The 25,751-nt window shown below is 37.9% G+C and carries 22 protein-coding genes; 21 read left to right on the top strand and 1 reads right to left on the bottom strand.

Annotated features, from left to right (window positions below; translation table 11 throughout):
* Positions 1-30: 30 nt before the first annotated feature.
* The 5 genes from J4051_RS10540 to J4051_RS10520 all read left to right on the top strand — a co-directional run bounded on the left by J4051_RS10540 (position 31) and on the right by J4051_RS10520 (position 9,348).
* Positions 31-1,011, top strand: a complete 981-nt coding sequence (locus J4051_RS10540; RefSeq protein WP_208233835.1) for an alpha/beta hydrolase — start codon at positions 31-33, stop codon at positions 1,009-1,011.
* Between the two features lie 100 nt (positions 1,012-1,111).
* Entirely contained in the window at positions 1,112-3,505 is a 2,394-nt protein-coding gene (locus J4051_RS10535; RefSeq protein WP_208233834.1) for a glycoside hydrolase family 31 protein, read from the top strand.
* Between the two features lie 5 nt (positions 3,506-3,510).
* The gene (locus tag J4051_RS10530; protein ID WP_208233833.1) at positions 3,511-4,932 is read left to right on the top strand and encodes an alpha-amylase family glycosyl hydrolase; all 1,422 of its coding nucleotides are present in this window, start codon (positions 3,511-3,513) and stop codon (positions 4,930-4,932) included.
* A 2-nt stretch (positions 4,933-4,934) separates the two neighbouring features.
* Positions 4,935-6,596 (top strand): alpha-amylase family glycosyl hydrolase, encoded by a 1,662-nt coding sequence (locus tag J4051_RS10525; protein WP_208233832.1) that lies wholly within the window; start codon positions 4,935-4,937, stop codon positions 6,594-6,596.
* A 379-nt stretch (positions 6,597-6,975) separates the two neighbouring features.
* The gene (locus J4051_RS10520; protein ID WP_208233831.1) at positions 6,976-9,348 is read left to right on the top strand and encodes a GAF domain-containing protein; all 2,373 of its coding nucleotides are present in this window, start codon (positions 6,976-6,978) and stop codon (positions 9,346-9,348) included.
* Here J4051_RS10520 and J4051_RS10515 read toward each other — a convergent pair.
* Positions 9,345-10,622 carry a Pycsar system effector family protein gene (locus J4051_RS10515; RefSeq protein ID WP_208233830.1) on the bottom strand — a complete coding sequence of 426 codons (1,278 nt, stop codon included), beginning with the start codon at positions 10,620-10,622 and terminating at the stop codon, positions 9,345-9,347. The genes J4051_RS10520 and J4051_RS10515 overlap by 4 nt on opposite strands.
* 146 nt (positions 10,623-10,768) lie before the next feature.
* Here J4051_RS10515 and msrB point away from each other — a divergent pair, with 146 nt between their 5' ends.
* From msrB to J4051_RS10435, 16 genes are all read left to right on the top strand, one after another.
* A complete protein-coding gene (msrB, locus tag J4051_RS10510; protein ID WP_182205835.1) occupies positions 10,769-11,227 on the top strand; it encodes a peptide-methionine (R)-S-oxide reductase MsrB in 459 nt (152 codons plus the stop codon).
* A gap of 17 nt (positions 11,228-11,244) precedes the next feature.
* The gene (msrA, locus tag J4051_RS10505; RefSeq protein WP_208233829.1) at positions 11,245-11,835 is read left to right on the top strand and encodes a peptide-methionine (S)-S-oxide reductase MsrA; all 591 of its coding nucleotides are present in this window, start codon (positions 11,245-11,247) and stop codon (positions 11,833-11,835) included.
* 24 nt (positions 11,836-11,859) lie between these two features.
* Positions 11,860-12,129 carry a GNAT family N-acetyltransferase gene (locus J4051_RS10500; protein ID WP_208233828.1) on the top strand — a complete coding sequence of 90 codons (270 nt, stop codon included), beginning with the start codon at positions 11,860-11,862 and terminating at the stop codon, positions 12,127-12,129.
* A gap of 91 nt (positions 12,130-12,220) precedes the next feature.
* Positions 12,221-13,783 carry a protein adenylyltransferase SelO gene (locus J4051_RS10495; RefSeq protein ID WP_208233827.1) on the top strand — a complete coding sequence of 521 codons (1,563 nt, stop codon included), beginning with the start codon at positions 12,221-12,223 and terminating at the stop codon, positions 13,781-13,783.
* Between the two features lie 52 nt (positions 13,784-13,835).
* Complete coding sequence (gene msrA / locus J4051_RS10490; RefSeq protein ID WP_208233826.1) at positions 13,836-14,330, top strand: peptide-methionine (S)-S-oxide reductase MsrA; 495 nt, start codon at positions 13,836-13,838, stop codon at positions 14,328-14,330.
* Positions 14,331-14,392: 62 nt separating this feature from the next.
* Positions 14,393-14,674, top strand: a complete 282-nt coding sequence (locus J4051_RS10485; RefSeq protein WP_208233825.1) for a DUF427 domain-containing protein — start codon at positions 14,393-14,395, stop codon at positions 14,672-14,674.
* Positions 14,675-14,680: 6 nt separating this feature from the next.
* Positions 14,681-15,193 carry a peptide-methionine (S)-S-oxide reductase gene (locus J4051_RS10480; RefSeq protein ID WP_208233824.1) on the top strand — a complete coding sequence of 171 codons (513 nt, stop codon included), beginning with the start codon at positions 14,681-14,683 and terminating at the stop codon, positions 15,191-15,193.
* A gap of 15 nt (positions 15,194-15,208) precedes the next feature.
* Positions 15,209-16,426 (top strand): bifunctional alpha/beta hydrolase/OsmC family protein, encoded by a 1,218-nt coding sequence (locus tag J4051_RS10475; protein ID WP_208233823.1) that lies wholly within the window; start codon positions 15,209-15,211, stop codon positions 16,424-16,426.
* A 95-nt stretch (positions 16,427-16,521) separates the two neighbouring features.
* Positions 16,522-20,223 carry a metallophosphoesterase gene (locus tag J4051_RS10470; RefSeq protein WP_236027353.1) on the top strand — a complete coding sequence of 1,234 codons (3,702 nt, stop codon included), beginning with the start codon at positions 16,522-16,524 and terminating at the stop codon, positions 20,221-20,223.
* A 42-nt stretch (positions 20,224-20,265) separates the two neighbouring features.
* A complete protein-coding gene (locus tag J4051_RS10465) occupies positions 20,266-21,582 on the top strand; it encodes a DUF2254 domain-containing protein (RefSeq protein WP_208233822.1) in 1,317 nt (438 codons plus the stop codon).
* Positions 21,583-21,646: 64 nt separating this feature from the next.
* The gene (locus J4051_RS10460) at positions 21,647-22,507 is read left to right on the top strand and encodes an acyl-CoA thioesterase (protein WP_208233821.1); all 861 of its coding nucleotides are present in this window, start codon (positions 21,647-21,649) and stop codon (positions 22,505-22,507) included.
* Positions 22,508-22,626: 119 nt separating this feature from the next.
* Complete coding sequence (locus J4051_RS10455) at positions 22,627-23,313, top strand: glycerophosphodiester phosphodiesterase (RefSeq protein ID WP_208233820.1); 687 nt, start codon at positions 22,627-22,629, stop codon at positions 23,311-23,313.
* Positions 23,310-24,533 (top strand): BaiN/RdsA family NAD(P)/FAD-dependent oxidoreductase, encoded by a 1,224-nt coding sequence (locus tag J4051_RS10450; RefSeq protein WP_208233819.1) that lies wholly within the window; start codon positions 23,310-23,312, stop codon positions 24,531-24,533. The genes J4051_RS10455 and J4051_RS10450 overlap by 4 nt, the downstream gene beginning before the upstream one ends.
* Positions 24,534-24,664: 131 nt before the next feature.
* Positions 24,665-24,910, top strand: a complete 246-nt coding sequence (locus J4051_RS10445) for a hypothetical protein (RefSeq protein ID WP_208233818.1) — start codon at positions 24,665-24,667, stop codon at positions 24,908-24,910.
* Complete coding sequence (locus J4051_RS10440) at positions 24,900-25,172, top strand: hypothetical protein (protein WP_208233817.1); 273 nt, start codon at positions 24,900-24,902, stop codon at positions 25,170-25,172. Before J4051_RS10445 ends, J4051_RS10440 begins: the two co-directional genes overlap by 11 nt.
* A gap of 2 nt (positions 25,173-25,174) precedes the next feature.
* On the top strand, positions 25,175-25,720 hold the full coding sequence (locus J4051_RS10435) for a DUF1697 domain-containing protein (RefSeq protein ID WP_208233816.1): 546 nt from the start codon (positions 25,175-25,177) through the stop codon (positions 25,718-25,720).
* Positions 25,721-25,751: the final 31 nt, after the last annotated feature.

Genomic DNA, 25,751 nt, shown 5'->3' with positions numbered 1-25,751 from the left:
GAGGAAAACCTTGTTGGTTTAAAACAAAATATGAAAAGAAATATTTACATACTTGTCATTTTCATTAGTTCACTTTCATGTGAATCTAAAAAAGAAAAGAAGGTCATTATCAAACCTGCGGACATTTCCAAGGTTCAAACAGAAACCATTAAAGGTGATTTTGCCGGAGGCACTTTGTTGCGAATTGATGATTTTCCGTCCAATTATATTCCGCCAAGAAAAGTTGATATCTGGTTACCAGAAGGCTATTCCAACAATAAAAAATATGCCGTATTGTACATGCACGATGGGCAAATGTTGTTTGATAGTACGATCACTTGGAACAACCAAGAATGGAAAGTAGATGAAACGTCAGGTCAGTTAATGAAGGACAGCATCACCAGAGATTTTATTGTAGTCGCTCCTTTCAATATCAACGAGCTTAGACACAGTGAGTATTTTCCTCAAAAGCCTTTTGAATCCTTGCCAAAATCGGTTCGGGATTCTCTTTTTGAACAGGCCAAGAGGGACAATTTTAAGTTTGATAATGTGACTTCAGATAACTATTTGGGCTTTATTGTTAATGAGTTAAAACCTTATGTGGATGCCAATTATTCGGTATTGACCGATAGGGACAATACGTTTGTAGCAGGGTCGAGCATGGGCGGATTGATTTCTATGTACGCCATTTGCGAATATCCGGAAATTTTTGGAGCCGCTGCTTGCTTATCAACCCATTGGCCTGGTACTAACCCAAATGACGGCGATTTATTGGCCGATACAATTTTCGAGTATATGAAGACCAATTTGCCTTCTCCAAAAAACCACCGATTTTATTTTGATTACGGAACGGAAACATTGGATAAATTCTATCCAAAATACGCAAAAACAGTAAACATTATTTTTAAAGATAAAGGCTATGACCATTCAAATTTTAGAAACCTGAAGTTTGAAGGCGCAGAACATACAGAAGTTTCTTGGCAAAAACGATTGGATATTCCATTGACGTTTTTGTTGAAGAAGTCCGAATAAACCAGTATCAGACCTAACAGGTTTTTAAAACCTGTTAGGTCTTGAAAATATTAACCTGTCAGGTTTGAGCAAAAACTTAAATTTTGAAAGAGTAAAACAAATGAAAAAACACATATTAATAGCATTCTTATTCACATCAATACTTGGCTTCTCCCAAAACCCAAACCGAATTTTCAAAAGTGCTGAATTTCAAGATGGAGAACTCGTTAAAGTTGAGGTAAGCGATGGCGTATATCAAATAAGAATTCTTTCTTCAGAAATTATTGAAACCAGTTTTGTTCCGGATGGGGAAGATTTAAACGGGAAATCACATGCAGTAATTAATGATTTCAAACACAACAATTGTGAAACAACATCTCTCACAGATAATGGGTCTAATTATAGATTAAACACTTGTGGATTGGAAGTTGAAATAAATAAACAACCTTTTCAAATTTCCTATAGATACAAAGGCAAACCCATCATCTCAGAAAAAATGGGCTACGTCAAAAACGACAGTTTGGAAACCATCCAGTTCAACCTCACAAAAGATGAAATTCTCTATGGTGGCGGTGCAAGAGCTTTGGGCATGAACCGTCGCGGTCACCGATTGAAACTTTACAATCGTGCGCATTATGGTTATGAAACCCATTCGGAGTTGATGAACTACACCATGCCTATCATGATGTCGTCAAACCAATATATGATCCATTTTGATAATGCACCTATCGGATTTTTAGATTTGGACAGTAAAAAAGATAACACCCTAACTTATGAAACTATTTCTGGCAGAAAAACCTATCAAGTCATTGTGGGCGATTCTTGGACAGATTTGATCGATAATTATACCGATTTAACTGGGAAACAACCATTGCTACCGCGCTGGGCCTTGGGGAATTTTTCAAGCCGTTTTGGTTACCATTCCCAAAAGGAAGTTGCAGCCACAGTTCAAAAGTTTAGGGATGAACAAATCCCATTGGATGCGGTCATCATCGATATTTTTTGGTTTGGAAAGGACATTCAAGGCCATATGGGAAATCTGGAGTTTTTAAAAGATTCCTTCCCAAATCCAACACAAATGATCAAGGATTTGAAGTCTGACCATGTCAACACCATTTTGGTAACAGAACCGTTTGTTTTGACCACTTCCAAGCGTTGGCAGGAAGTTGTCGATAAAGATGTCATGGCGAAAGATTCTGTTGGAAATCCCTATACGTTCGATTTCTATTTTGGAAACACAGGATTGATCGATATCTATAATCCGAAAGGAAAAGCTTGGTTTTGGAATATTTACAAAGGTCTTGCAGAAATGGGCGTGACCGGAGTTTGGGGCGATTTGGGCGAACCTGAAGTCCATCCCTCAAAGTTGCTCCATGCCACAGGTACAGCAGATGAAGTCCATAATATTTATGGTCATGATTGGGCAGGATTGATTGCAGACGGCTATAAGACTGACTTCCCTAACCAGAGACCTTTCATATTAATGCGTGCTGGATATTCGGGGTCTCAGCGATTTGGCATGATTCCGTGGTCGGGAGATGTCAACAGAACTTGGGGCGGATTACAAAGTCAACCCGAAATCGCCCTGCAAATGGGCATGCAAGGTCTGGGCTACATGCACTCTGATTTGGGCGGATTTGCAGGTGACAATCAAGATGCTGAACTTTACACACGTTGGTTACAGTATGGTGTTTTTCAGCCTATCTACCGTCCCCATGCTCAGGAAGAAGTACCTGCAGAGCCTGTTTTTTGGGATTCTAAAACCAAGGCTTTGGCTAAGAAATCCATCGAATTGCGTTACAAACTGTTGCCATATAATTATAATCTCAGCTTTGAAAATCACAAGAAAGGCACGCCTTTAATGCGACCGTTGTTTTTTGAAGACGATTCAGAAGCTCTCAAAACAAATGCTTCGGAATATTTTTGGGGCGATGATTTTTTAATCGCACCAATTCTTAAATCTCAAATTACTGAAAAGGAGATTTACTTCCCTAAAAATAGCAATTGGTTCGATTTTTATACCAATGAAAAGTTTGTAGGTGGAAAAAGAGTCACTGTTAAAGTCGCCGAAGACCAGATTCCAACCTTTGTACGTGGAGGTGCTTTTATTCCTATGTCAAAACCGATGCAAAGTACCAAGGACTATGATGGGAACACTATTGAATTGCATTTCTATTATGATGCTACAGTTAAGGAAAGTAAAGGTCAACTATATAATGATGATGGATTGACGGCCGACGCCTTTGAGAAAGGACACTTTGAACTGATGGCCTTTTCATCAAAAGTGAGCGCGAAAGAAATTGAAATTGAAATAAAAGCTGAGCTTGGCTCGGATTTTCAAACACAAACAAAATCCATTGAGCTTGTCCTTCACAACATAAGCCTGAAACCTAAATCGGTTAAGATCAGTCGCAAAAAATTGGATTTCACTTTTAATAAAGATCAAAAAATAATAACTATTCCTTTAGAATGGAACACTTCAAAAGAATTAAAACTAAACATCAAATTAAATTAATTACCATGAAAAAAGTCATTTTGGCAGTCTTCAGTTTTATGCTGATTGTTGCTTGTAAAGAAGAAAAGAAAGTTGAAGCTTTCATTGAAGAAACGACTCAAGAAAAAATTCAACCTATTTCCGATGCTGTTCTGGAGACAGCCGTTATTTATGAAGCTAACATTCGTCAATATTCACCTTCCGGACATTTTGATGAATTCACCAAAGACATTCCTCAGTTAAAAGAACTGGGCGTTAAAGTGATTTGGTTGATGCCGATTTTCCCAATCAGCGAAACAAAACGTAAAGCCACAGGTGGAGAGGATAGTAAATTTGCCTCCGATTTCCCAGAAGCCGAACAATCCAAATATCTTGGCAGTTATTATGCCGTATCCGATTTCACCAAAATCAATCCAGAATTTGGAACCCTTGAAGACTTTAGAAATTTGGTCAAAACTGCGCATGAAAATGGCATTTATGTTATTTTGGATTGGGTGCCAAACCATACAGGATGGGATCATGAATGGATCAAAAGTAATCCAGATTATTATACCAAGGATAAAGATGGCAATATTACACATCCCGTAGATTCGGATTGGACGGATGTTGCCGATTTGAATTATGACAATAAAGACATGCGTAAAGAAATGATTGCCGACATGCAATATTGGTTAAAGGAAGAAGGAATTGACGGATTTAGATGTGATGTGGCAGGATCTGTTCCAACCGATTTCTGGGTAGAAGCGATTCCACAGCTTAGAGAAACAAAGGACATCTTTATGTTGGCTGAAGCTTGGGAACCTGAATTGGCAAAAGATGGTTTGTTTGATGCGGTTTATGGATGGGATACCCATCACGCCATGAACGCTATGGCTAAAGGCGAAAAAGGTTTAGACGCTTGGAAGGACCGATGGTCGCAAATTGAGTCCATCTACGAAAAAGATGATATTATCATGAACTTTGTGACCAACCATGATGAGAATTCATGGAATGGCACCATCAATGAACGTATGAAAGGTGCTGCACCGTTAATGACCGCGTTTAGTTACGTGATCCCAGGAATGCCGTTGATCTATTCAGGCATGGAGTATGATTTGGACCACCGATTGAAGTTTTTTGAAAAAGATTCCATTCCAAAAACGAAAGGGAAAATGTGGCCTCTGCTTGAAAAGCTCGGAAAGTTGAAAAACACAAACCCTGCTTTAAATGGTGGGAAAGATCCCGCATCTTATAAAAACCTGGAAACAACAAACGATAAGGTATTGGCATTTCAGCGCAGCAAAAACAATATCACCCTCACTTTTGTTGGGAATTTCTCTGATAAAGAACAGTCGTTTTCTGCGCCGCTAAAAGGAAATTTTACAGATTATATGACTAATGATCCTATCGAAATGAATGACAATGTGCTTGTTTTAAAGCCTTGGGAATATCGAATCTTAACAAATTAATTATGAGGAATTTTTTATGGTGTTTTCTTTGTAGCTTCGTTTTATTAAGCGGTAAAGAAGAGAATAAATTGATGACAATGAATGAGAAAAAAGAAGCACCTTTTGTATGGGAAGGTGCCAACATGTATTTTTTGCTGACGGATCGTTTTAATAATGGCGATACCTCAAATGATGTAAATTTTGATCGGACAAAAGAAACCGGAAAGTTAAGAGGTTTTGAAGGAGGCGATCTAAAAGGCATCACCCAAAAAATAGAGGACGGGTATTTTTCCGACTTAGGGATCAACGCTATTTGGATGACGCCTATTGTAGAGCAAATCCATGGCGGCACAGATGAAGGCACGGGGATCACATATGGATTTCATGGCTATTGGACGAAAGATTGGACGGCCATTGACCCAAATTTTGGAACTAAGGATGATTTAAAAGCATTGATTGCGGCGGCACACAAAAGAGGGATTCGTATTCTGTTGGATGCCGTCATCAATCACACGGGGCCGGTTACTCCTGTGGATCCTGTTTGGCCCGACGAGTGGGTGCGAACAGATCCTACTTGTGATTATACGTCCTATGATTCGACCATTTCATGTACGCTGGTTAAAAATCTGCCAGATATTAAAACAGAAAGTGACGAAGCCGTTGACTTGCCTCCACAACTTGTTGAAAAATGGAAGTCGGAAGGGCGTTATGAACAGGAAGTTGCCGAATTGGATGCTTTTTTTGAACGTACAGGCCACCCCAGGGCGCCACGTTTTTATATCATAAAATGGCTAACGGATTATATTACCGAGTTTGGTATTGATGGCTATCGCGTAGATACGGTAAAACACGTAGAGGAAACCGTTTGGTCAGAATTCAGAGCAGAATGTGATTTCTCATTTAACGAATGGAAAACAAATAATCCAGAGGCAGTATTGGATAACAACGAGTTTTACTTGGTCGGAGAAGTTTATGGTTATGGTATTTCAACAGGGACATCTTATGATCTTGGTGGTACTTCCATTAATTATTTTGAGAAGGCGTTTAACAGTTTGATCAATTTTGAATTTAAATATCATGCCGCAAAACTCGATTATGAGGGTCTCTTCAATAAATACACAAACAAACTTGATGGCCCCTTGAAAGATTTTGGAGTATTAAATTATTTGTCGTCACATGATGATGGTGAGCCTTTTGATCCAAAACGAGAAAAACCGTTTGAAACCGCAACTAAATTATTATTGGCTCCTGGAACCTCACAAATTTATTATGGTGATGAATCGGCGAGACCCTTGGTTATCGAAGGAACTGTTGGTGATGCCACCTTAAGATCTTTTATGAATTGGGATCAGATGGCATCTGACGAAAGCACCCAATCGATTTTAAAGCATTGGCAAAAATTGGGACAGTTCAGAAAAAACCATCCTGCCGTGGGCGCTGGTGTTCATCAAGTGATAACCGAAAGTCCGTATGTATTTTATAGAAGCTACAAAAAGGACGATTTTGAAGATTTGGTCATTATAGGTTTAGACCTTCCAAAGGGACCTAAAACTTTAAACGTGGGCAGATTATTTGAAGAAGGTACGACACTGCATGACGCCTATTCTCATCAAGATGTAGTGGTTGAAAATGGTGAAGTTAAAATGGATTCAGAATTTGATATGGTGCTATTAGAGCTGAAATAATATTAAGTGAATTGAGACTCAAGATGGGCTTTTTTATTTATTTCATTGGTCCCAAATAAAGTTGAAATTATCTATTTTAAGTGGACCCAACTTTAACCTCCAAAAATTTTGACACGTTCCGATAGCTATCGGAATCACAGATTTTCACGAATTCTCTCAATTCCGAAAAGTTGTGCTTAAATTGAAAACTAAGTATTTCCCAATTTAACCGACTTTCAGACTGTTGTAAAAACCTGGATCAGAGTGTTTTAGGTTGATATGGCATTTTAATATCAATTGGTTTAGCCCATCAAAGAATCGTGGCGTTTTATTTAAAGCGACACGATTCTTTTTTTATAGCCTCCTCAAAATTGCGTAAATTTGAGAAGATGTAAATGTTATGAAAGATATCAATGATCAATTGGATTCGCCTTTAGCGCTCAAAATAAGTTTCGACAAGCTTTTGGAGCGTTATGAGACCATGGCGCAAAGTGATGACTCTTTTAAGGTCGAAAAAGCGGAGCGTGTGTTGCAAGCTGGGAATTCTGTTTCCGAGCTAAGAGATGGTTTCAGTGATCCTACATTGCTTGAAACGTATCAAAAGGAAATCCAGATCATTCTTGAAGATTCTTTCAGTGAGGTCCTCACCCTAAACGAAATCAAGACGGCATCAATGCCTTTGCACGACCTTAATTTCAATGCGTCATCCCGATTCAAATCCATCGTTGAAAATGCCGGTCCGGATTTTCGTCTGAAAATCTCCAATATGCCCGAAGATGATCATTACAGGGTAGCCTGTACCATCATTCTATACTTTTATTATGGGTATCAGATGAGCTTTAGAAGATCTCTATTTTATGAGATTCCGGATGCCAAAGGGATTATACGAACTTATAAAATCTTGTTCAATGCCGATTTTGCCGAGGTTGTCAAAACAGCATCAGCACCAGAAATCACGGAAGAAGATTACCGTTTGTTGTTGGGTAATTTTGAGGATATTGATTTATGGCGAGAGAAATTTCCGCCCCATAGTTATATTTATAAAGGATTTACAATTAACAATATTTTTGATGTTACCGATGATCGGTCAATTTCTGATATAAAGTCCACGTTGTTGATCTCTGGCAAACGGAAGAATGATAATTTCATTGATGACTTTCAGGTCACCTTTGAATCTTTATTCAATATTAAAAATCTTAAAGTGGGTTTTGTTATTTATAATAAGGAAAGTCAGACTTTTGAACGTGTTGAGGGAAAGTTTATTGAGAGTTATTTGCTTACGGATACAGCCATAGTGCCATGTCAGAGTGCGCTTTGTGGAGATTCTTACAAATCGCTTATTACCGAGAAAGAATATTTTTCAATTTTAGATGTGGAACAATGCTATCACCAGTCGCACGAACCATTCTATAAAAACTTGTACGATCAGAATATTAAGAGTGCCATCTTCGCACCCATCTCCAGTGAAGGGGAGTTGTTGGGAGTGCTGGAGATTGTTTCGCATAAAGTAGGTGAGCTCAATAGCGTCAATGCCAATTTGTTGAGAGACGTTATGCCTTTTATTGTGTCTTCATTATTGCGGTCAAAAGAGGAGGAAAAGCATTTGATTGAAGCTGTTATCCAGCAAGAATGCACCTCCATCCATCCGAGTGTGTCCTGGAGGTTTGAGGATGCTGCCCGGGTTTTTCTCGATAAAAAACGAACCGACGGCAAAAACGTAGCTTTTGAAGAAATTACTTTTGAAAATGTCTACCCACTCTTTGGACAAATTGATGTTATGGGCTCTTCGGAAACGAGAAATGAGGCAACGCGACAGGATTTGTCCTTACAATTAAGTTTGTCCAAAGAAATAATTGAAGCGCAATTAAAAAAGGAACGCTTACCTATTTATGAGCAATTGTTACATCAGTTAGAGGTCTTTTTTAATTCCTTGGATCATCATTTTATAGTCGATAGTGAGCAAGAAATCGGTAGCTTTTTTGAAAATGAAATCCATCCTTTATTTGAGTTTATTGAGCAAAAGAATAACGCGCTTCGCATGCATATTGAGAATTATTTCGCCAAAATAGACAGGAGTTTGAACCTTATTTACTACCATCAGAAAAACTATGATGATACTATTACCATGATCAATAAAAATATGACTCATATTCTTGATCATAAACAAGAGGAAGCGCAACAAATGTATCCACATTATTTTGAGCGCTATAAAACAGATGGGGTGGAGCATAATATGTATATCGGAGAATCCATTACAAAAGAGCATGGCTTCCATAAAATATATCTTTATAATTTAAGGCTTTGGCAGCTCCAGGTCATGTGTGAAATGGAGAATGAGTTTTATAGAAATAAACCCGATTATCCTTCATCTGTTGATGTGGCCTCAATGGTTTTGGTGTTCAATAAACCCTTGACCATTCAATTTAGGATGGATGAGAAACAATTTGATGTGTATGGTACCTACAATGCAAGTTATGAGGTGGTTAAAAAACGAGTGGACAAAGCACTCATTAAAGGCACAGATGAACGCGTGACAGTAAATGGTAAATTGACTATTATTTATTCCCAAAAGGAGGATGAGGAGGCATATCTGAAATACATTAAATTCTTACAATTTAAAAAAGTATTTGACATGGATATTGAATTACTGGATTTGGAAGATCTTCAGGGTATCGCTGGTTTAAAAGCTATTCGTGTACCTATTTTATACAATCATCCTAAGGGAGATCACTATTATACCTACGATGATTTGATCAATGAAATCCAATCCTAAACATAATAATTTTGTGCTGTTTTTTGCTGAGGTTCAATGATGTTTATGGCTTGGTCTTCTGATTTTAAAACGTCATCGATATTTGCGTTTGGTGAGAACTTGAAAGATACCGCAAAAGCAACTACGGATATAATCATCCCTACCATAAAGACAGTATAGGTGACTCTTAAAATACGATATTTCCGATCCAAGACCTTTCCAAGAAAATAAAGGTCTTTTGTCAGAGAGCTATAGACATAATCTTTATCTTTTAAAAGCTCAGTAATTGCCCATTCAAAATCTTCAAGTTTCATCTTATGGAAATTACCGAAAAAGGTGAGGTTCACTTTTTGGTTCTTTACATCCTCCTTGGTGAATTCGCCACTGGTAATGTTTGGTCTTGTCGCGATGATCGATAGAATCATGGAGGTAATGCTGGAGAGCATTAATATAATGGTAGGTACGATTAAAAATTGATTGGCTGGATTGTCAAATTTTGAAAAGAGGGTAGAGAGCATCAATGAAATGATAATCGCATTGACAGATAGTAAGATGTTGGCTTTGGTGTCGGCAATATCACTTAATTTGATATGGTTTCGCAACGATGTTCTGTAAAATGACTGAATGGCACGCTCTGGACTCGCATCTTTGGCTTTTGCCTTATACCGCGCCTTCATTTGTTCTTTCTTATGTCTCTTTTTTTCTTTCCTCTTTGATTTGATGAGCTCAGCTAAATTAATCTCTTTCTGTTGCTGCCAATTTCTTAAGGCATAATCTGTATAAAACTGATGTTTTTGTGACAATACCTCAATGTTTTCGGCCAGCCATTCTGAAGTCGTATAAGTTCTTACGTCTTGTAATTCCAATTCTTTGCGTAAGAACTCGCTCGCTTCATCAAAATAGTCCTTTCCAAAATGAGAGGCATCGGCATCTCTTATTATTTTTTCGAGTTCAGTTTTTGGGGTATCCTTGAATTTAGTCGCCATAATACATTTATTGACGGCTTCAATAATAGACTTTTCAACCTGTTGTTCTTCTAAGAATTTGGTAGCTATCTTAACACTTTCTTCTTCATGGTCCTCTCTTGTCTTGGTGTACCCAGTATCGTGAAGCAAAGCAGCAAGTTGGAGGATTTTGGAATCAGCAGCAGTAACCTCAGAATTATCAATGATCTCATTCGCGCTTCGCAATACACGTTTAGTATGCGTGAAATTATGATAAAGGAACGTGTTGGGTAAGTCTTCCTTAAACAGATTAAATACAAAATCCTCAGTTTTTGTGATGATATCAGCCATAAATGTGATCTAAAAAATTTTCATACAAAGTACTAAAAAATTAATCAGGAATTTGGATTCATTGACGACTATTTGTAATGCAAAACGTTAAAACCCGACCAAATCCGTATAATATTTTTTAACTTTAAGAAAAATACTTTAACGATATGCTTACATGGAAGAATGTGATGGAATTTGCCGTAAAAGGAAATCCTAAACCAGAAAGGAGAGTTGAAAAGTCAGAAGCTGAATGGCGTGAATTGTTAACCCCGGAACAATATAGAGTGGCAAGACAAAAAGGAACAGAAGCTCCCGGAACAGGTGCGCATTGCAATGTTTTTGATGAAGGTCAATACAATTGTTTGTGTTGCAATACCCCATTGTTTGACTCCACTATAAAATTTAAATCCAGCTCAGGGTGGCCAAGTTTTACACAGCCTATTAAGGAGAATGCCATAAAATATGAAAGGGATACCTCATTCGGAATGGTCAGAGTAGAAGTGATGTGTAATGTTTGTGATGCCCATTTAGGACATGTGTTTCCTGATGGACCAGAACCAAGCGGATTGCGCTATTGTGTCAATTCTGAATCCATGGTTTTGGATACATCCAAGAAGGCAATTTAAATAATTGAAGGAAGAATATGTCAGATAAAAACTTACAGTTAATGACGGTTGGTGGTGGCTGCTTTTGGTGTATTGAAGCAATATTCAATGAAATAAACGGCGTTGAGAACGTGGTTTCCGGTTATATGGGTGGTACTGTTCCTGGAACGCCTACCTATAGAGAAGTGTGTTCTGGGTTGACAGGTCATGCTGAAGTTGTTCAGGTAAGTTTTGATCCGTCTATGATCAGTTATGAAGATTTATTGGTCATTTTTATGACCAGTCATGATCCTACCACTTTGAACGGACAATGTGCTGATGTCGGGACGCAATACCGCTCTGTTATATACTTCCACCACAAGCATCAAAAAGAAGTGGCGCAAGTGGTGGCAAGAGAAATGGCACCTTATTATGATAAGCCTATCATGACGGAAATTAGTCCTGTAGAAAAATTTCATGAGGCAGAAGAAGTTCACCAAAATTATTATGCCACCAACCCAACTGCTGGCTATTGCAGTGCGGTCATAACTCCTAAATTGGCCCGATTACGCAAAATGCACGCCGATAAAATCGTCCAACCTCAATCTGCAAGGATTTCCTCCTTCGGCGGACAGATAAAAACCTTGTAGGTTTAATTTAAAAACATCAGAAACATGAAAGTTATACACGATAAAGCCAATACCCAATTTACCATGGAAGTTGATGGCGAAAATGCAACAGTGGACTATACGCTAAAAGACGGAAAAATGTATCTCGAGTATAGTGAAGTGCCATTTAATATTCGCGGTCAAGGCATTGGGAAAGTGCTCGTAGAAAAGACTTTTGAGAAGTTGTCCGACGAAGGTTATCAAGCCGTTGCGGTTTGTGGTTATATAAAATCGGTCGCCAGAAATAGTGAAAAATGGAATTCCATTATAAAATAGGTGATAAAAGCATTCAGAATTTTTGATCTGAAATTTAAATAGACCTGTCAGGTTTTGAAAACCTGACAGGTCTTAAGAAAAAATACAATTAATGAAACTCAATATAAAAGATAAATTCACCACACAACTACCAGCAGATCCCAATATGGAAAACAGCAGGCGACAGGTCACTGAAGCGTGTTTTTCTTATGTAACTCCAAAACAAACCTCTAATCCCCAATTGATTCATGTCTCACCTGAAATGCTCCTTAAATTAGGTCTAACAGAAGTTGATGCTAAATCTGACGAGTTTTTAAAAGTCATGACTGGAAATAGGGTTTTGGAAAATACCACACCTTATGCCATGTGTTATGGTGGACATCAATTTGGGAATTGGGCTGGTCAGTTGGGAGACGGTCGAGCCATTAACTTATTTGAGGTAGAGCATGAGAATAAAAGCTGGGTCGTACAGTTGAAAGGCGCGGGAGAAACCCCGTATTCCCGTTCTGGCGATGGATTGGCAGTCTTGCGCTCATCAATCAGGGAGTATTTATGCAGTGAGGCCATGTATTATTTGGGCGTGCCCACCACCAGGGCTTTGTCATTAGCTTTAACTGGCGATCAGGTGCTGCGTGACGTTATGTACAACGGGAACCCAGCTTATGAAAAAGGGGCTATCGTAAGTAGGCTATCACCAAGTTTTTTGCGATTTGGAAGTTATGAGATCTTTGCCGCTCGACAAGATCACAAGAATTTGAAAGTTTTGCTCGACTTCACCATAAATCAGCATTTTTCGCATTTGGGAAAACCGTCCAAAGACACCTACCTCCAATTTTTTGCTGAAGTTTCTGAACGTACTTTAGAAATGATCATTCATTGGCAACGGGTTGGTTTTGTACATGGTGTTTTGAATACTGATAATATGTCCATTCTGGGATTGACCATTGACTACGGCCCTTATGGATGGCTCGAAGGTTTTGATTTTGGCTGGACACCAAATACTACTGATCGTCAGAATAAACGCTATAGATACGGGAATCAGCCCAATATGGGATTGTGGAATTTATATCAATTGGCAAATGCACTTTTTCCGTTGATTGAGGATGCGAAAGCTATGGAAGCTGTTTTGGAAAAATATACTACCGATTTTGAGTTACAATCCTTAAAGATGATGCGATCGAAATTGGGATTGCAATCAGAGGTTAAGTCAGATCAATTGTTCATCCAAGATTTAGAAGATTTATTACAGTTAACGGAGACTGATATGACCATTTTCTTTCGAAATTTAGGTGATTTTAATAAGGATGAAGCTTCTGAAGGACTCACAATTATAAACGAGGCATTTTATAATATTACAGAACTATCAGATACGATACGTCAACAATGGAACGCTTGGTTTGATCGCTATGCGGAAAGATTACAAACAGAATCCATTTCAGATTCACAAAGAAAATCGCAAATGAACGCCGTTAATCCAAAATATGTACTTCGAAATTATATGGCTCAATTGGCGATTGACAAAGCAGATCAAGGGGATTATACACTCATCGATGAATTATTTCAACTGTTGAAAAAGCCTTATGAAGATCAGCCCGAACATCAAAAGTGGTTTGCAAAGCGTCCGGAATGGGCACGGCACAAAGTAGGTTCTTCCATGTTGTCATGTAGTTCATAACAGCAAAACGAGAGTAATAATAAAAATTAATTAGCAATTTAACATATAAACAATGAGTACAAATCAAAAAGCATATATAGCCGGCGGCTGTTTCTGGGGAATGGAAGACTTGTTTAGAGTCCGTCCAGGTATCATCGACACCGAAGTTGGATATATTGGCGGCGACAACGATCATCCAACTTACAGAAACCATCCAGGTCACGCAGAAGGTATCGAAATAACATACGATCCAAATGTTACTTCATTCAAACATATTCTGGACTACTTTTTTAGAATCCATAATCCTACAACCGTTGATCAACAAGGAAATGATATGGGTTCGAGCTACCGTTCGGCCATATTTTTTCAAAACGACGAAGAAAAAGCTGAGGCAGAAGAAATTATCAGCATTGTGAACAATTCTAATAGGTGGGATGGTGATGTCGTAACTACCTTAGAGCCTTATTCTAAATTTTGGCCGGCAGAACCAGAACATCAAGATTATCTTGTAAGAAAACCAAACGGTTATACCTGTCATTACGAAAGATTTGATCAACCATTTGTTTAATTTTAATGTTATTCTTTGCGCCCATTGCGGTTCTTGAAAATTAAAATAGAAAAAAAGTGAATATGAAAGCTATATGGAACAATGAGATTATTGCAGAAAGTGACGCTACGGTAGTCATAGAAAACAATCATTATTTTCCGCATGACAGTATCAAAAAAGAATTTTTTAAGACGAGCGAAACCCATAGCACTTGTCCGTGGAAGGGCGAAGCTTCCTATTATACGATCGATGTTGATGGCAAACAGAATAAAGATGCCGCTTGGTTTTATCCTGAAGTTTCTGACAAAGCTAAAGCCATCAAAAACTACGTCGCTTTTTGGAAAGGTGTTGAAGTCAAATCATAGAACTTAATGATCTTAAATATTTCGAAGATTGGTTTTGGTGGTGGATGTCATTGGTGCACTGAAGCAGTTTTTCAGTCGCTTGAGGGTGTTGAGAAGGTAGAACAAGGATTTGTGGCTTCTACAAAACCAAATAATGGTTTTTCAGAAGCCGTTATCGTTCATTTTAATATTAGATGCATCACGCTCCCAACATTAATTGAAATACATTTGTTAACACACAGCAGTAGGTCCAACCATTCTATGCGAGAAAAATATAGATCGGCTATATATACGTTTGATGATGTTCAACAAGCGGAAGTGACATCTATAATGATGGGGTTTCAAAGATATTTTAATGATGAATTGATCACAGAGGTATTGCCATTTAAATATTTTGAATCCTCAGAAGAAAACTTTAAAAATTACTATTTTAATAATCCTGAAAAACCATTTTGTAAGACTTTTATTGATCCAAAATTGAAATTGCTATTACAACAATTCTCAGGATTTGTGGATCACAACAAAATGATTCACATATAACTAAATCAACTTATTATGAAAAGCACAAAACTCAATATCCAGAACTCCAAAGGTCTTCAGCTGCAAGCTTATTTGGAACTTCCCCCAAATCAAAAACCTAATAACTATGCTATTTTTGCCCATTGCTTTACCTGTAGCAGTAGTTTAAAACCAGTAATAAATATTAGTAGGGCTTTGACCGCCCATGGTTTTGGTGTCGTTCGTTTTGATTTCACGGGCTTGGGTCAAAGTGAAGGCGAGTTTGCAGACAGTCATTTTTCGGCCAACGTGGAAGACCTTTTGGCAGTTAATGACTATATGAAAGCGCATTATGAAGCACCATCATTACTTGTTGGGCACTCTCTTGGTGGTGCGGCTGTAATTGTAGCAGCGTCACAACTTGATAACGTAAAAGCTGTGGCCACTATTGGTGCGCCGTCAACTACAGAGCACGTAAAACGACACTTTTCACATCAGTTTGATGAGATAGCAGAAAAAGGTGATGTAAAGGTTAATATTGGAGGACGACCTTTTAAGATTAACCAAGAATTTGTGGATGATTTTGATAAAACGGACTTGCCAGCAATAACAAAACAACTTCGTAGACCCCTCCTGATTATGCACGCGCCGTTTGACAAGGTTGTAGGGATTGACAATGCACAAGAGCTTTTTATAAATGCATTCCATCCTAAAAGTTTTGTCAGTCTTGATGATGCCGATCATTTATTACTGAAGGAAAAGGACAGTAATTATGTAGGTAATTTGATAGGCGCATGGGTTCAAGGCTATTTTGATACCAGTAACCATACTATTTTAGATACAGAAGGCGAGCAGTTGGTGGGACATTTGAATCTTTTGGAAGACAAGTTCACCACCTACATGCAAACGGAAAAGCACAGCTTTATAGCAGATGAACCAAAATCTTTTGGAGGCGATGATTTTGGGCCTTCACCTTATGATTTTTTAAGTGCGGCATTAGCCTCATGTACCGCAATGACCGTAAAACTTTATGCTGAACGGAAGAAATGGGATCTTCAAGAGGTCTTCGTCTACATCACCTATTCCAAAAAGCACAGTGAAGATTTGATGCTAGATGCGGATAAACCAACGCGATTTGACCATCTTTTGAAAAAATTGAAATTCGTTGGAAACTTGGACGATTCGCAACAGAAACGATTAAAAGAAATCGCCTCAAGATGTCCAGTCCACAGAACTCTGTTGAGTGAGATTGTTATAGATACCGAAATTATTTAATGATAAATACTCCTAATGCGAGCAATATGTAAATTAAATAAATTAATTTGAATCTTTTAGGATTAAAAGACACTTTTAAAATAAGTCGACTATTAATGAATATGATTAAAAAACTTCTAATAACTCTTACCACAGTTTTATTTATTAATGCATGTGCATCCTATAAACCGCAATATTCAGACCCCAACGACCAACAAAATATATTTCCTGAAAAGGAAATTGACAAGGTTTTTTATTTGGTTGGTGATGCGGGATTATCCCCAATGAATGGGATGTCACAAGGATTAACAGCATTTCACCACTATATTTCAGATAAAAACACTAAGGACGATTATACTTTGTTTTTAGGAGATAATATTTATCCTTCTGGTCTTCCTCATAAAGAGCATAAATATAGAGGTGCCGCAGAAAACATGTTGGATGCCCAAGTTAAATCTGTTGAAAGTTTTGAAGGGCAAACCATTTTCATTCCCGGCAACCATGAATGGTATTCTGGAGGTGTGACTGGTGTAAGATTACAAGAGCAATATATCAAAGAAGCGCTCGATGAAAATAGTTTTTTTCCTGAAAACGGTTGCCCTCTCAAAAGTATTGATGTAAGCGAAACCATACAAATGATAATCATCGACACACAGTGGTATCTTGTGAATTGGGACCGACATCCTACCATTAATGAAGATTGTGTTATAAAAACCCGGGAACGTTTGATGCTAGAGTTGGAAGGTGAAATCAAGAAAGCCCAAGGCAAAACTATCGTTTTTGCGATGCATCATCCTATGTACACCAATAGTACCCATGGCGGTCAATTTGCGTTGGAAAAGCATTTGTTTCCTATGCAGAACAGAATTCCAATGCCTGGTTTGGCGTCCTTAGTAACTCAAATTAGATCCCAAGGTGGCGTTTCCATTCAAGACAGATACAATGAGTTGTATAATAACCTGATGAATCGTTTAGAAAATTTGGCGACTGAAAACGGCAATATCATTTTTGTGTCAGGCCATGAACATACGTTGCAATATATTGACAACGGAAATATCAAACAAATTGTATCCGGTTCTGGCTCAAAAACAGGACAAGTTAACTTAAAGGCGCATGGTGTTTTTGCGTATGGACTTCAAGGGTTTGCGGTTTTTACAGTTTTTAAGGATGGGAGTTCATGGGTGCAATATTTTGGGTCGGAAAATAATCAACCGCATTTGTTGTTTCAAAAGGAAGTCTATCCTCCTACAGAACATTATGACCTTTCCAAATTGGCCGATACGTTCCCAAAAGAAGTTGAAGTTTCTATTTATACAGATGAAGAAACAGATAAATCATTCGTCTATAAAATGCTTTTGGGAGATCGGTATAGAAGTGTTTATAGCAAACCGATTAAAGTGCCTGTAGCAACGTTGGACACGCTTTATGGAGGCTTGGAAGTGGTACGTGCAGGAGGTGGACACCAAACCAAATCTTTACGATTAAAAACGAAAGATGGAAGAGAGTTGAATATGAGGGCATTGCGCAAAAGTACCACTCAGTATTTAGAAAAAGTACTCTTTAAAAATTCTTATGTTGCTGATGATTACGAACGTACAGAAATTGAAAGTCTTATCTTGGATTTCTATACAGCGGCGCATCCATATGCTTTCATGGCCATTCCAGACTTGTCGGATGCCGCAGAAATATACCACACCAATCCAAACATTTTTTATATCCCGAAACATAAGCATTTAGGAAAGTTCAACGCCGAATATGGAGGTCAATTATATATGATTGAAGAGCGTCCCGAAGAAAATTATACCGATGAACGCAATTTTGGATACGCCGATGATATTGAAAGTACTTACGATATTATCGAAAAAGTGAGAGAGGACGAAAAGTATAAGATTGATGAAAATGCCTATATCAGGGCGCGTTTATTTGATATGTTGATTGGCGATTGGGACCGACATCAGGACCAGTGGCGTTGGGCGCAATTCAATCAAGAAAATGGTGATAAACTATATAAACCTATTCCGAGAGATAGAGACCAAGTGTTTTCAAATTTTGACGGAACCTTGTTGGATATTGTAAGAGTTATCTCTGGATCTTCAAGACAACTTCAGGTATATGATGAACAATTGGAAGATATCAAATGGATGAACAGTGCCGGTGTAAAATTAGATCGGGTGCTTCTGCAGCAATCAGATAGAGAAGCATGGATAAAACAGGCCAAATTCTTAGAGGATCATGTGACTGACGATGTAATAGAAAATGCATTCAACAAGGTGCCCGTAGAAGTTCAGGACAGTATTATCGAAGATATTAAAGTGAAGCTGAAAGGACGTCGTGGCAATATACAGGATATCGCTAACAGATATTATGACTATTTGAATGAGTTGGTCGTGTTGACCGGAACAGATAAAGACGATTATTTTGAGATTACCCGTTTGGGCAAGGACTTGACACAAGTCAAAATATCAAGACTTAAAGATGGTGGCAGAAGTGAGCCTTTTATTGATAAGATTTTTGATAGAAAAATTACTAAGGAACTGTGGATTTATGGTTTGAATGATCATGATCAATTTGAAGTGAATGGGAAAGGCAAGAATTTAATTTTTACTCGAATTATTGGTGGTCAGGGGAATGATATCTATAATATAAAAGAGGGGAGGCGAATTAAGATTTATGATCATAAATCAAAGGAAAACACTGTTCTTTCAAAAAATGGAGCAACCATAAGATTTACGGATGTTTACAATTTGAACCTTTTTAATTTTGAAAAAAATAGGACTACTGGTACAGCGCTCACCCCAAACCTGAGTTACAATCCAGATGATGGAATTCTATTGGGAGGCTCAGTGGTTTATAGTGTTAACGGATTTCAGCGGAATCCATTCTCACAACAACACGCTTTTAATGCTAAATATGCCTTCGATACCAGTGGTTTTAAATTTGACTATGAAGGTGAATTTGCTAATTTCTTTTACGATTGGAACTTAAATGTTGGCGGCACATTCACAAATAACTCGTATACCACTAACTTCTTTGGCTTCGGAAATGAATCCATTTATGATGCCGATGATTATGATTTTAACCGAGTCAAAAAAATTATTTATAGTGGCCATATAGGTATTCTCAAGCGATCAGCATTTGGTAGTGACTATGGGTTTAGAGCCCTCTTTGAAGGTATCCAATTGAAAGATTCTCCAGATCGGTTGATCACGACTTTTCAGCCAGCAATCAATGAGGAATACTATGAAAGACATTATTTTGGTGGATTGGAGGCAGAGTACGACTACTTCGCGGCCGATAACAGAGTCAATCCAAGCAAGGGCATGATTTTTAAATTACATATAGGCGCCAAAACCAATCTTCAGGATGTCGATGCGGTGTATGGCTATATCAATTCCAATATTGGTTTCTATAACGCCCTGACTAAAGACAATAGTTTGGTTCTTAAAACAGATGTGCGCACCCAGTTTCGCTTTGGAAATAATTTCTTGTTCTATCAGGCAGCCAATATCGGTGGAGAATCCGGTTTGAGAGGTTATAGAGCCGAACGTTTTACGGGAAGAAATTCAATGGTGGCAAGTGCTGATGTGCGCTACAGTTTTCCCTCTTTCAAAACACGGCTATTGCCGTTGCAGATTACAGTCTTTGGAGGAGGAGATGTGGGACGCGTTTGGTGGAAAGGTGATTATTCCAATAAATGGCATAATGATTTTGGTGGAGGCTTGAGAATAACAGCTGCCCAATCTCTTTCAGGAATATTTAATCTCTTTACAGGAGAGGACGGATCACGGTTTTCATTTGGTCTTGGCTTTAATTTTTAAAGAAAAGCCCAATAATGACATGGGCAAATATGAACATAATCTATGAAAAAGCATTTTTATAATATACTGGAATACGTTATCAAATTGGAAAGCAATATTGCTTTCTATCCCTCTTTGATCAGTTTGGCTGGTTTGTTATTTGCTTTTTTCATGTATTATCTTGAAAGTTGGGGTGTTTCTGAATATTTGGTCGAAAATGCACCAATTTTGGTGATTAATAATATTGATACCGCAAGAGATCTCTTAACCACATTTATCGGCGGTTTGATTTCTATAATGGTGTTTAGTTTTTCCTTGGTTATGATTTTGCTCAATCAGGCCTCCAGTAATTTTTCACCTCGATTACTTCCGGGATTGATTTCTAACCGAAGACATCAAGTGATTTTAGGGATTTACAATTCGACATTATTATACTGTATTTTCACTTTGGTATCCATAACGCCGCATGGAGACAAATATCAACTTCCTGGATTCTCCGTTTTATTGGCTATTATCTTTATGACCGTTTGTTTGGCTGCTTTTATATATTTCATCCATTCCATATCGCAACAAATACAGGTGGGAACTATTATGGATAAGATTTTTGATAAAGCTAATGAACGTTTAAGTGCACTGATCGACAATGAGAAAACTACGGAAATCGAGTTTCCGGACACGTCAAATTGGAAGACTGTTGTTTGTCAAAAATCTGGTTATTTCCAAGATGTGAGTTTAAATTCTCTGGCGGAATTTGCTAAAGAAAGGAAGATTAAAGTTGAAATTGTTCAAATAAAAGGTACTTATATACTAAAGGAACTGCCTCTACTTAAGTATTCTGGAGCCGAATTGGATGAAGATGCTACGGATTTGGTTTTGGACAGTTTTCACTTTTCAAAAAATGAGCTTATAGAGGAGAATTATGTATTGGCATTTAAACAGATTACCGAAATAGCCGTAAAAGCGATGTCCCCCGGCATCAATGATCCTGGGACAGCCATTAATGCCATTGATTATATGACCGAATTATTTGCACTTCGGATGAAAAAAAGAGATAGTAGCTTTTTATTTGACGACGACGACAATGCTTACCTGAGTATTAAAACCGTGAGTTTTGAAGACTTGATGTACAGTGTCATGGCGGCCTTGCGCACTTACTGTAAGCACGATATCATTGTGGTGCAAAAACTATTTATGATGTTGGAGTTTTTGTTGCAGCATGCTGATACTTGCGATCAACATTATAAGAAGACCATCATGAAGGAGATTAAGAACTTGTACCAAGATGCCGTTGAGAATCAAACAAATGATATGGACTTATCAATCATAGAAAGTAGAATGGCAAAAATGAAATCTTTAAACCAATCAGATTTCAAGATTTAATGACATCTTAGTTTTCAATTTAAGTTCATTTAGATACCTTTGAAAAGCTTAAAAAATACATGATATGAACAATGTTCAAGATTTAATTGAACTTCTTGCTTTAAAAGAAATCAACCCAACGCAATTTGAAGGTTTTAGCAAATCGGTGGGAAGTCCTAGCGTCTTTGGTGGCCAAGTCTTGGCTCAGGCCATTAATGCGGCAACAAGAACGATTACCAATAAACGTGTGCTTCACTCCATGCATTCCTACTTTTTGGAAGCTGGAAATTTGGAGTTGCCCATCGTTTATAACGTCAGTATTGTACGGGATGGCGGCAGTTTTTCAGTAAGACGGGTTACTGCGGAACAAAACGGACTGACCATTTTTATTCTTTCTGCTTCTTTTCAAATGATAGAAGAGGGTTATAATCATCAAGTGGAAATTAATAAGTCGATCAAACAGCCAGAAGAGTTGATGAGCTGGACAGAAATCTTAGAACAATTTGGCGAGGTTATTCCTAAAAAAACAAAGGGGTTTTTGGAAGCAGAACGCCCGGTAGAGTTTAAACCGGTTGAGCTTGTCAACCCGTTCAATAAGGAAGATTTGCCATCATTTACCAACGTTTGGTTTAAACTTAAAGGAAATACCTCTAATCTGGATTTGGCCACTAAACAGCAAATTCTCACCTATGCCTCAGATTATAATATTTTGGCTGCAGTGATGAATCGTCATGCCAGTAAGGCCCATTGGGGAAATACGCAAACGGCCAGTCTGGACCATTCTATGTGGTATTTCAGAGATTTTGATTTTGATGATTGGTTGCTGTATGCGATTCAGTCGCCGAACGCGTCCGGTGCCAGAGGATTTGCACAAGGGAATATTTTTACCAGAGAAGGGAAGCTTATTGCTTCAGTGGCACAAGAAGGATTGTTGAGACCAAAATAAACGGAAAAAATTCCAAATTCCAAAAAGGAAATCGCGAGAAACAAATCTGTCCGTCCGCAGCTTTTGTGAGGGCAGAAAACAAGAAACAAGAAACGGGAAACCAGAAACATCTACAATTCGTGAATCAACCCTTAAAAATCGGCCATCGTGGCGCCAAAGGACATGTTGCAGAAAACACCTTAGAATCCATTCAAAAAGCATTGGATTTGGGTGTTGACGGCATCGAAATTGACGTACATTTATGTCAAACCGGAGAATTGGTCGTTTATCACGATTTTACATTGGAGCGATTGACTGATGGTACTGGCGAAATTACCATGAAATCTCTTGATGAGCTCAAATCGCTAAAAGTCAATGGTCAATTTGAAATCCCGACCTTATTGGAGGTTTTAGACCTTATAGATAAAAAATGTATGCTTAATATTGAGCTTAAAGGCAATGGGACGGCATTCGAAACCTGTAAAAGCATGCAATTATATACGGAAACAAAAGATTGGGATTTTGAAGATTTTATAGTGTCAAGTTTTGATCATGACGAATTAAAAACAGTCTACAATATCAACAAGAATGTTCCTTTGGCTGTTTTGACCGATTTTGACCTTGATGTTGCTGTAGATTTTGCACAAACCATTAAGGCTAAAGCCATCCATCCACATTATATTTTGTTGGATCAGAAAAAGGTACAACAACTTCAAAATTTAGGATATAAGGTCAACACTTGGACTGTTAATGACATTGAGGCCATTTCGTTGATGAAATCATATGGAGTAGATGGCATCATTTCAGATTATCCCGATCGGTTATGAATGTAAAAGATATCATCATTATTGGAGGTGGCGCTGCCGGTTTCTTTGCGGCCATCAATATTGCAGAACGTCACCCTAATTTAAAAGTTACTATTCTCGAGCGTGGCAAAGAAGGACTTCAAAAAGTCAAGGTGTCTGGTGGCGGACGCTGCAACGTGACCCATGCCGAATTTGTGCCTTCAGAATTGGTCTTGAATTATCCGCGAGGTGAAAAAGAATTGCTTGGACCTTTCCATCAATTCATGACGGGAGATACTATAGAATGGTTTGAAAAACGGGGCGTAGAACTTAAAATCGAAGCAGATGGACGAATGTTTCCTATTACGGATTCCTCCCAAACCATCATTGATTGTTTCTTGAATGAAGCCAAAAAGCACAAGGTTGAATTATTGTATAATGAAAGTGTCAAGCAGATAGAACTTCGGGATGAAAAAGGAGATGTTGATCACCAGTTTAAAGTTGAAACACAGTCTGGAGTGTTTTATTGTAAAAAACTTGTCATCGCTACGGGGAGCAATCCTAAAATATGGAAATTATTAGAAGACTTAGGCCACAGCATTTCACCAGCTATTCCGTCACTTTTTACGTTTAATATCAAAGATGAGCGAATTAAAGATATTCCGGGTGTGGTAGCCCAAAATGTAGACGTAAATGTTGTGGGATCTGATTTGTATTCTGACGGGCCATTGCTCATTACCCATGTGGGCATGAGTGCGCCAGCCATTTTGAAATTGTCTGCTTTTGGGGCCATTGAACTGGCTAACCGAAATTATAAGTTTGAAATAGAAATAAATTTTATCAAACAATCATTCGGAAATTGTCTGGAAAACTTAAAAGATTTAAAACACGACTTCGCTAAGAAAACTGTGGTTAAATTGGCGCAATTTGATTTGCCAAAACGTCTTTGGTACAAATTGGTCCACGCTTCAGGTATAGATCAGGAAACGCGTTGGGCCGATTTAAACAAGCAACAATTGGAAAGTTTGTCTTTGCAATTGACCCAAGCTGTTTTTAAAGTAGATGGAAAAAGCACGTTCAAAGAAGAATTTGTAACAGCTGGAGGTGTAGATTTAAAGGAAGTCAACTTCAAGACCTTTGAAAGCAAACTTCATAAAAATCTTTATTTTGCGGGTGAAGTCATCAATGTGGATGCGGTAACGGGAGGTTTTAACTTCCAGAATGCCTGGACCGGCGCTTACCTTGTTGCTAAAGCGATTTGAAAAGCAATAATGGCAGACCATCTGATTCAATTCCAAGAATGATAGTTTTGGGTTCTTCAAAATTCTAAGATAAATTTTTAATATAGTTTCAATATATTTTATATATATTAGATATATCAAATTTATATACGATGGGAAAGACAAAAAAACTGATCGAATTGGACAATAAGACCATTGAGATCTTAGAGAAACAGGCGAAACTTCAAAAACGCTCTTTAAAAAACTACATTGAATACACCTTAGAAGATACTGCCATACGCTATAGTGAGCCATCTGAAGCGTATAAAAAGATGATGGATGATATGATTCATAGGGATGACAAAGGAGAATTGAAAACATATACTTGGGACGAAATTAAAGCGCAGTATGGGCGTTAAAATCGTGAGGTTTTCAGAAGAGGCCAGAATAGAACTTCATAAGGCTAAATGTTTCATGGAGTTTTTAGAGAAGGAAGACGCTTTTTGGCAAGATATAGATAAGCAATTAGACTTAGTGCTGCAATTTCCCTATGCCTTTCAGGTACGGTATAGAGATATCAGGATAGTGTCATTAGATCAGTTTAATTACTCTATTCACTATATTCCAAAACCTGACGGGGTTTTGGTGTATCGATTTCTCAATAAAAATCAAGATTTTTAATCATGCCAAAACTCATCGCATTGTTAAAAGGCATCAACGTAGGCGGGCATAAAAAAGTCGCCATGGCAGACTTGCGACAACTCATGACGAAAGAAGGTTTCCAAAATGTGCAAACCTACATCCAAAGTGGGAATGTCATTTTTGATGCGTTGGATAATGCAGATGTCATAGCGAATAAAATCCAAGAGCTTATCCACTCGCATTTCGGATTTGAAGTTTCGGTTCTTGTAAAAACACATCAGGAATTATTGAGCATTTTTAATGCCTGTCCGTTTTCGAATGAAAAAAAGAAAAAGAGTTATTTTATACTGTTTAATAAATTGCCCAACACTAAATTGGTTGATGAGGTCTCCAAAAAAACTTATGAAAATGAAGAATTCGACATTATAAATAAATGCCTCTATTTTTATAGCGAAGCGGGTTATGGACAGGCAAAATTCAATTGGAATTCTTTTGAACGAAAACTTAAAGTAACTGGAACGGCCAGAAACTATAATACGATGGTTAAATTGATAGCAATGTCATCCACTGATGAAAAGAACCTTTAGATTTCCTATTTTTGCAGCTTTAAGTATCAAT

The organism is Gelidibacter pelagius, from assembly GCF_017581925.1.
In the GTDB taxonomy this organism is placed as follows: domain Bacteria; phylum Bacteroidota; class Bacteroidia; order Flavobacteriales; family Flavobacteriaceae; genus Gelidibacter; species Gelidibacter pelagius.
Note: the sequence above shows the minus strand (reverse complement) of the source record. Positions and strands in the feature narration are given on the sequence as shown.

Bases quoted from the DNA above. Each gene is read 5' to 3' on its own strand.
- J4051_RS10460 (WP_208233821.1), top strand. From the start codon at position 21,647: ATGAACAATGTTCAAGATTTAATTGAACTTCTTGCTTTAAAAGAAATC.
- J4051_RS10470 (WP_236027353.1), top strand. From the start codon at position 16,522: ATGAATATGATTAAAAAACTTCTAATAACTCTTACCACAGTTTTATTT.
- J4051_RS10530 (WP_208233833.1), top strand. From the start codon at position 3,511: ATGAAAAAAGTCATTTTGGCAGTCTTCAGTTTTATGCTGATTGTTGCT.
- msrA (WP_208233826.1), top strand. From the start codon at position 13,836: ATGAGTACAAATCAAAAAGCATATATAGCCGGCGGCTGTTTCTGGGGA.
- J4051_RS10480 (WP_208233824.1), top strand. From the start codon at position 14,681: ATGATCTTAAATATTTCGAAGATTGGTTTTGGTGGTGGATGTCATTGG.
- J4051_RS10500 (WP_208233828.1), top strand. From the start codon at position 11,860: ATGAAAGTTATACACGATAAAGCCAATACCCAATTTACCATGGAAGTT.
- J4051_RS10525 (WP_208233832.1), top strand. From the start codon at position 4,935: ATGAGGAATTTTTTATGGTGTTTTCTTTGTAGCTTCGTTTTATTAAGC.
- J4051_RS10520 (WP_208233831.1), top strand. From the start codon at position 6,976: ATGAAAGATATCAATGATCAATTGGATTCGCCTTTAGCGCTCAAAATA.
- J4051_RS10485 (WP_208233825.1), top strand. From the start codon at position 14,393: ATGAAAGCTATATGGAACAATGAGATTATTGCAGAAAGTGACGCTACG.
- J4051_RS10445 (WP_208233818.1), top strand. From the start codon at position 24,665: ATGGGAAAGACAAAAAAACTGATCGAATTGGACAATAAGACCATTGAG.
- msrA (WP_208233829.1), top strand. From the start codon at position 11,245: ATGTCAGATAAAAACTTACAGTTAATGACGGTTGGTGGTGGCTGCTTT.
- J4051_RS10515 (WP_208233830.1), bottom strand. From the start codon at position 10,622: ATGGCTGATATCATCACAAAAACTGAGGATTTTGTATTTAATCTGTTT.
- J4051_RS10450 (WP_208233819.1), top strand. From the start codon at position 23,310: ATGAATGTAAAAGATATCATCATTATTGGAGGTGGCGCTGCCGGTTTC.
- J4051_RS10495 (WP_208233827.1), top strand. From the start codon at position 12,221: ATGAAACTCAATATAAAAGATAAATTCACCACACAACTACCAGCAGAT.
- J4051_RS10465 (WP_208233822.1), top strand. From the start codon at position 20,266: ATGAAAAAGCATTTTTATAATATACTGGAATACGTTATCAAATTGGAA.
- J4051_RS10435 (WP_208233816.1), top strand. From the start codon at position 25,175: ATGCCAAAACTCATCGCATTGTTAAAAGGCATCAACGTAGGCGGGCAT.
- J4051_RS10535 (WP_208233834.1), top strand. From the start codon at position 1,112: ATGAAAAAACACATATTAATAGCATTCTTATTCACATCAATACTTGGC.
- J4051_RS10475 (WP_208233823.1), top strand. From the start codon at position 15,209: ATGAAAAGCACAAAACTCAATATCCAGAACTCCAAAGGTCTTCAGCTG.
- J4051_RS10440 (WP_208233817.1), top strand. From the start codon at position 24,900: ATGGGCGTTAAAATCGTGAGGTTTTCAGAAGAGGCCAGAATAGAACTT.
- msrB (WP_182205835.1), top strand. From the start codon at position 10,769: ATGCTTACATGGAAGAATGTGATGGAATTTGCCGTAAAAGGAAATCCT.
- J4051_RS10540 (WP_208233835.1), top strand. From the start codon at position 31: ATGAAAAGAAATATTTACATACTTGTCATTTTCATTAGTTCACTTTCA.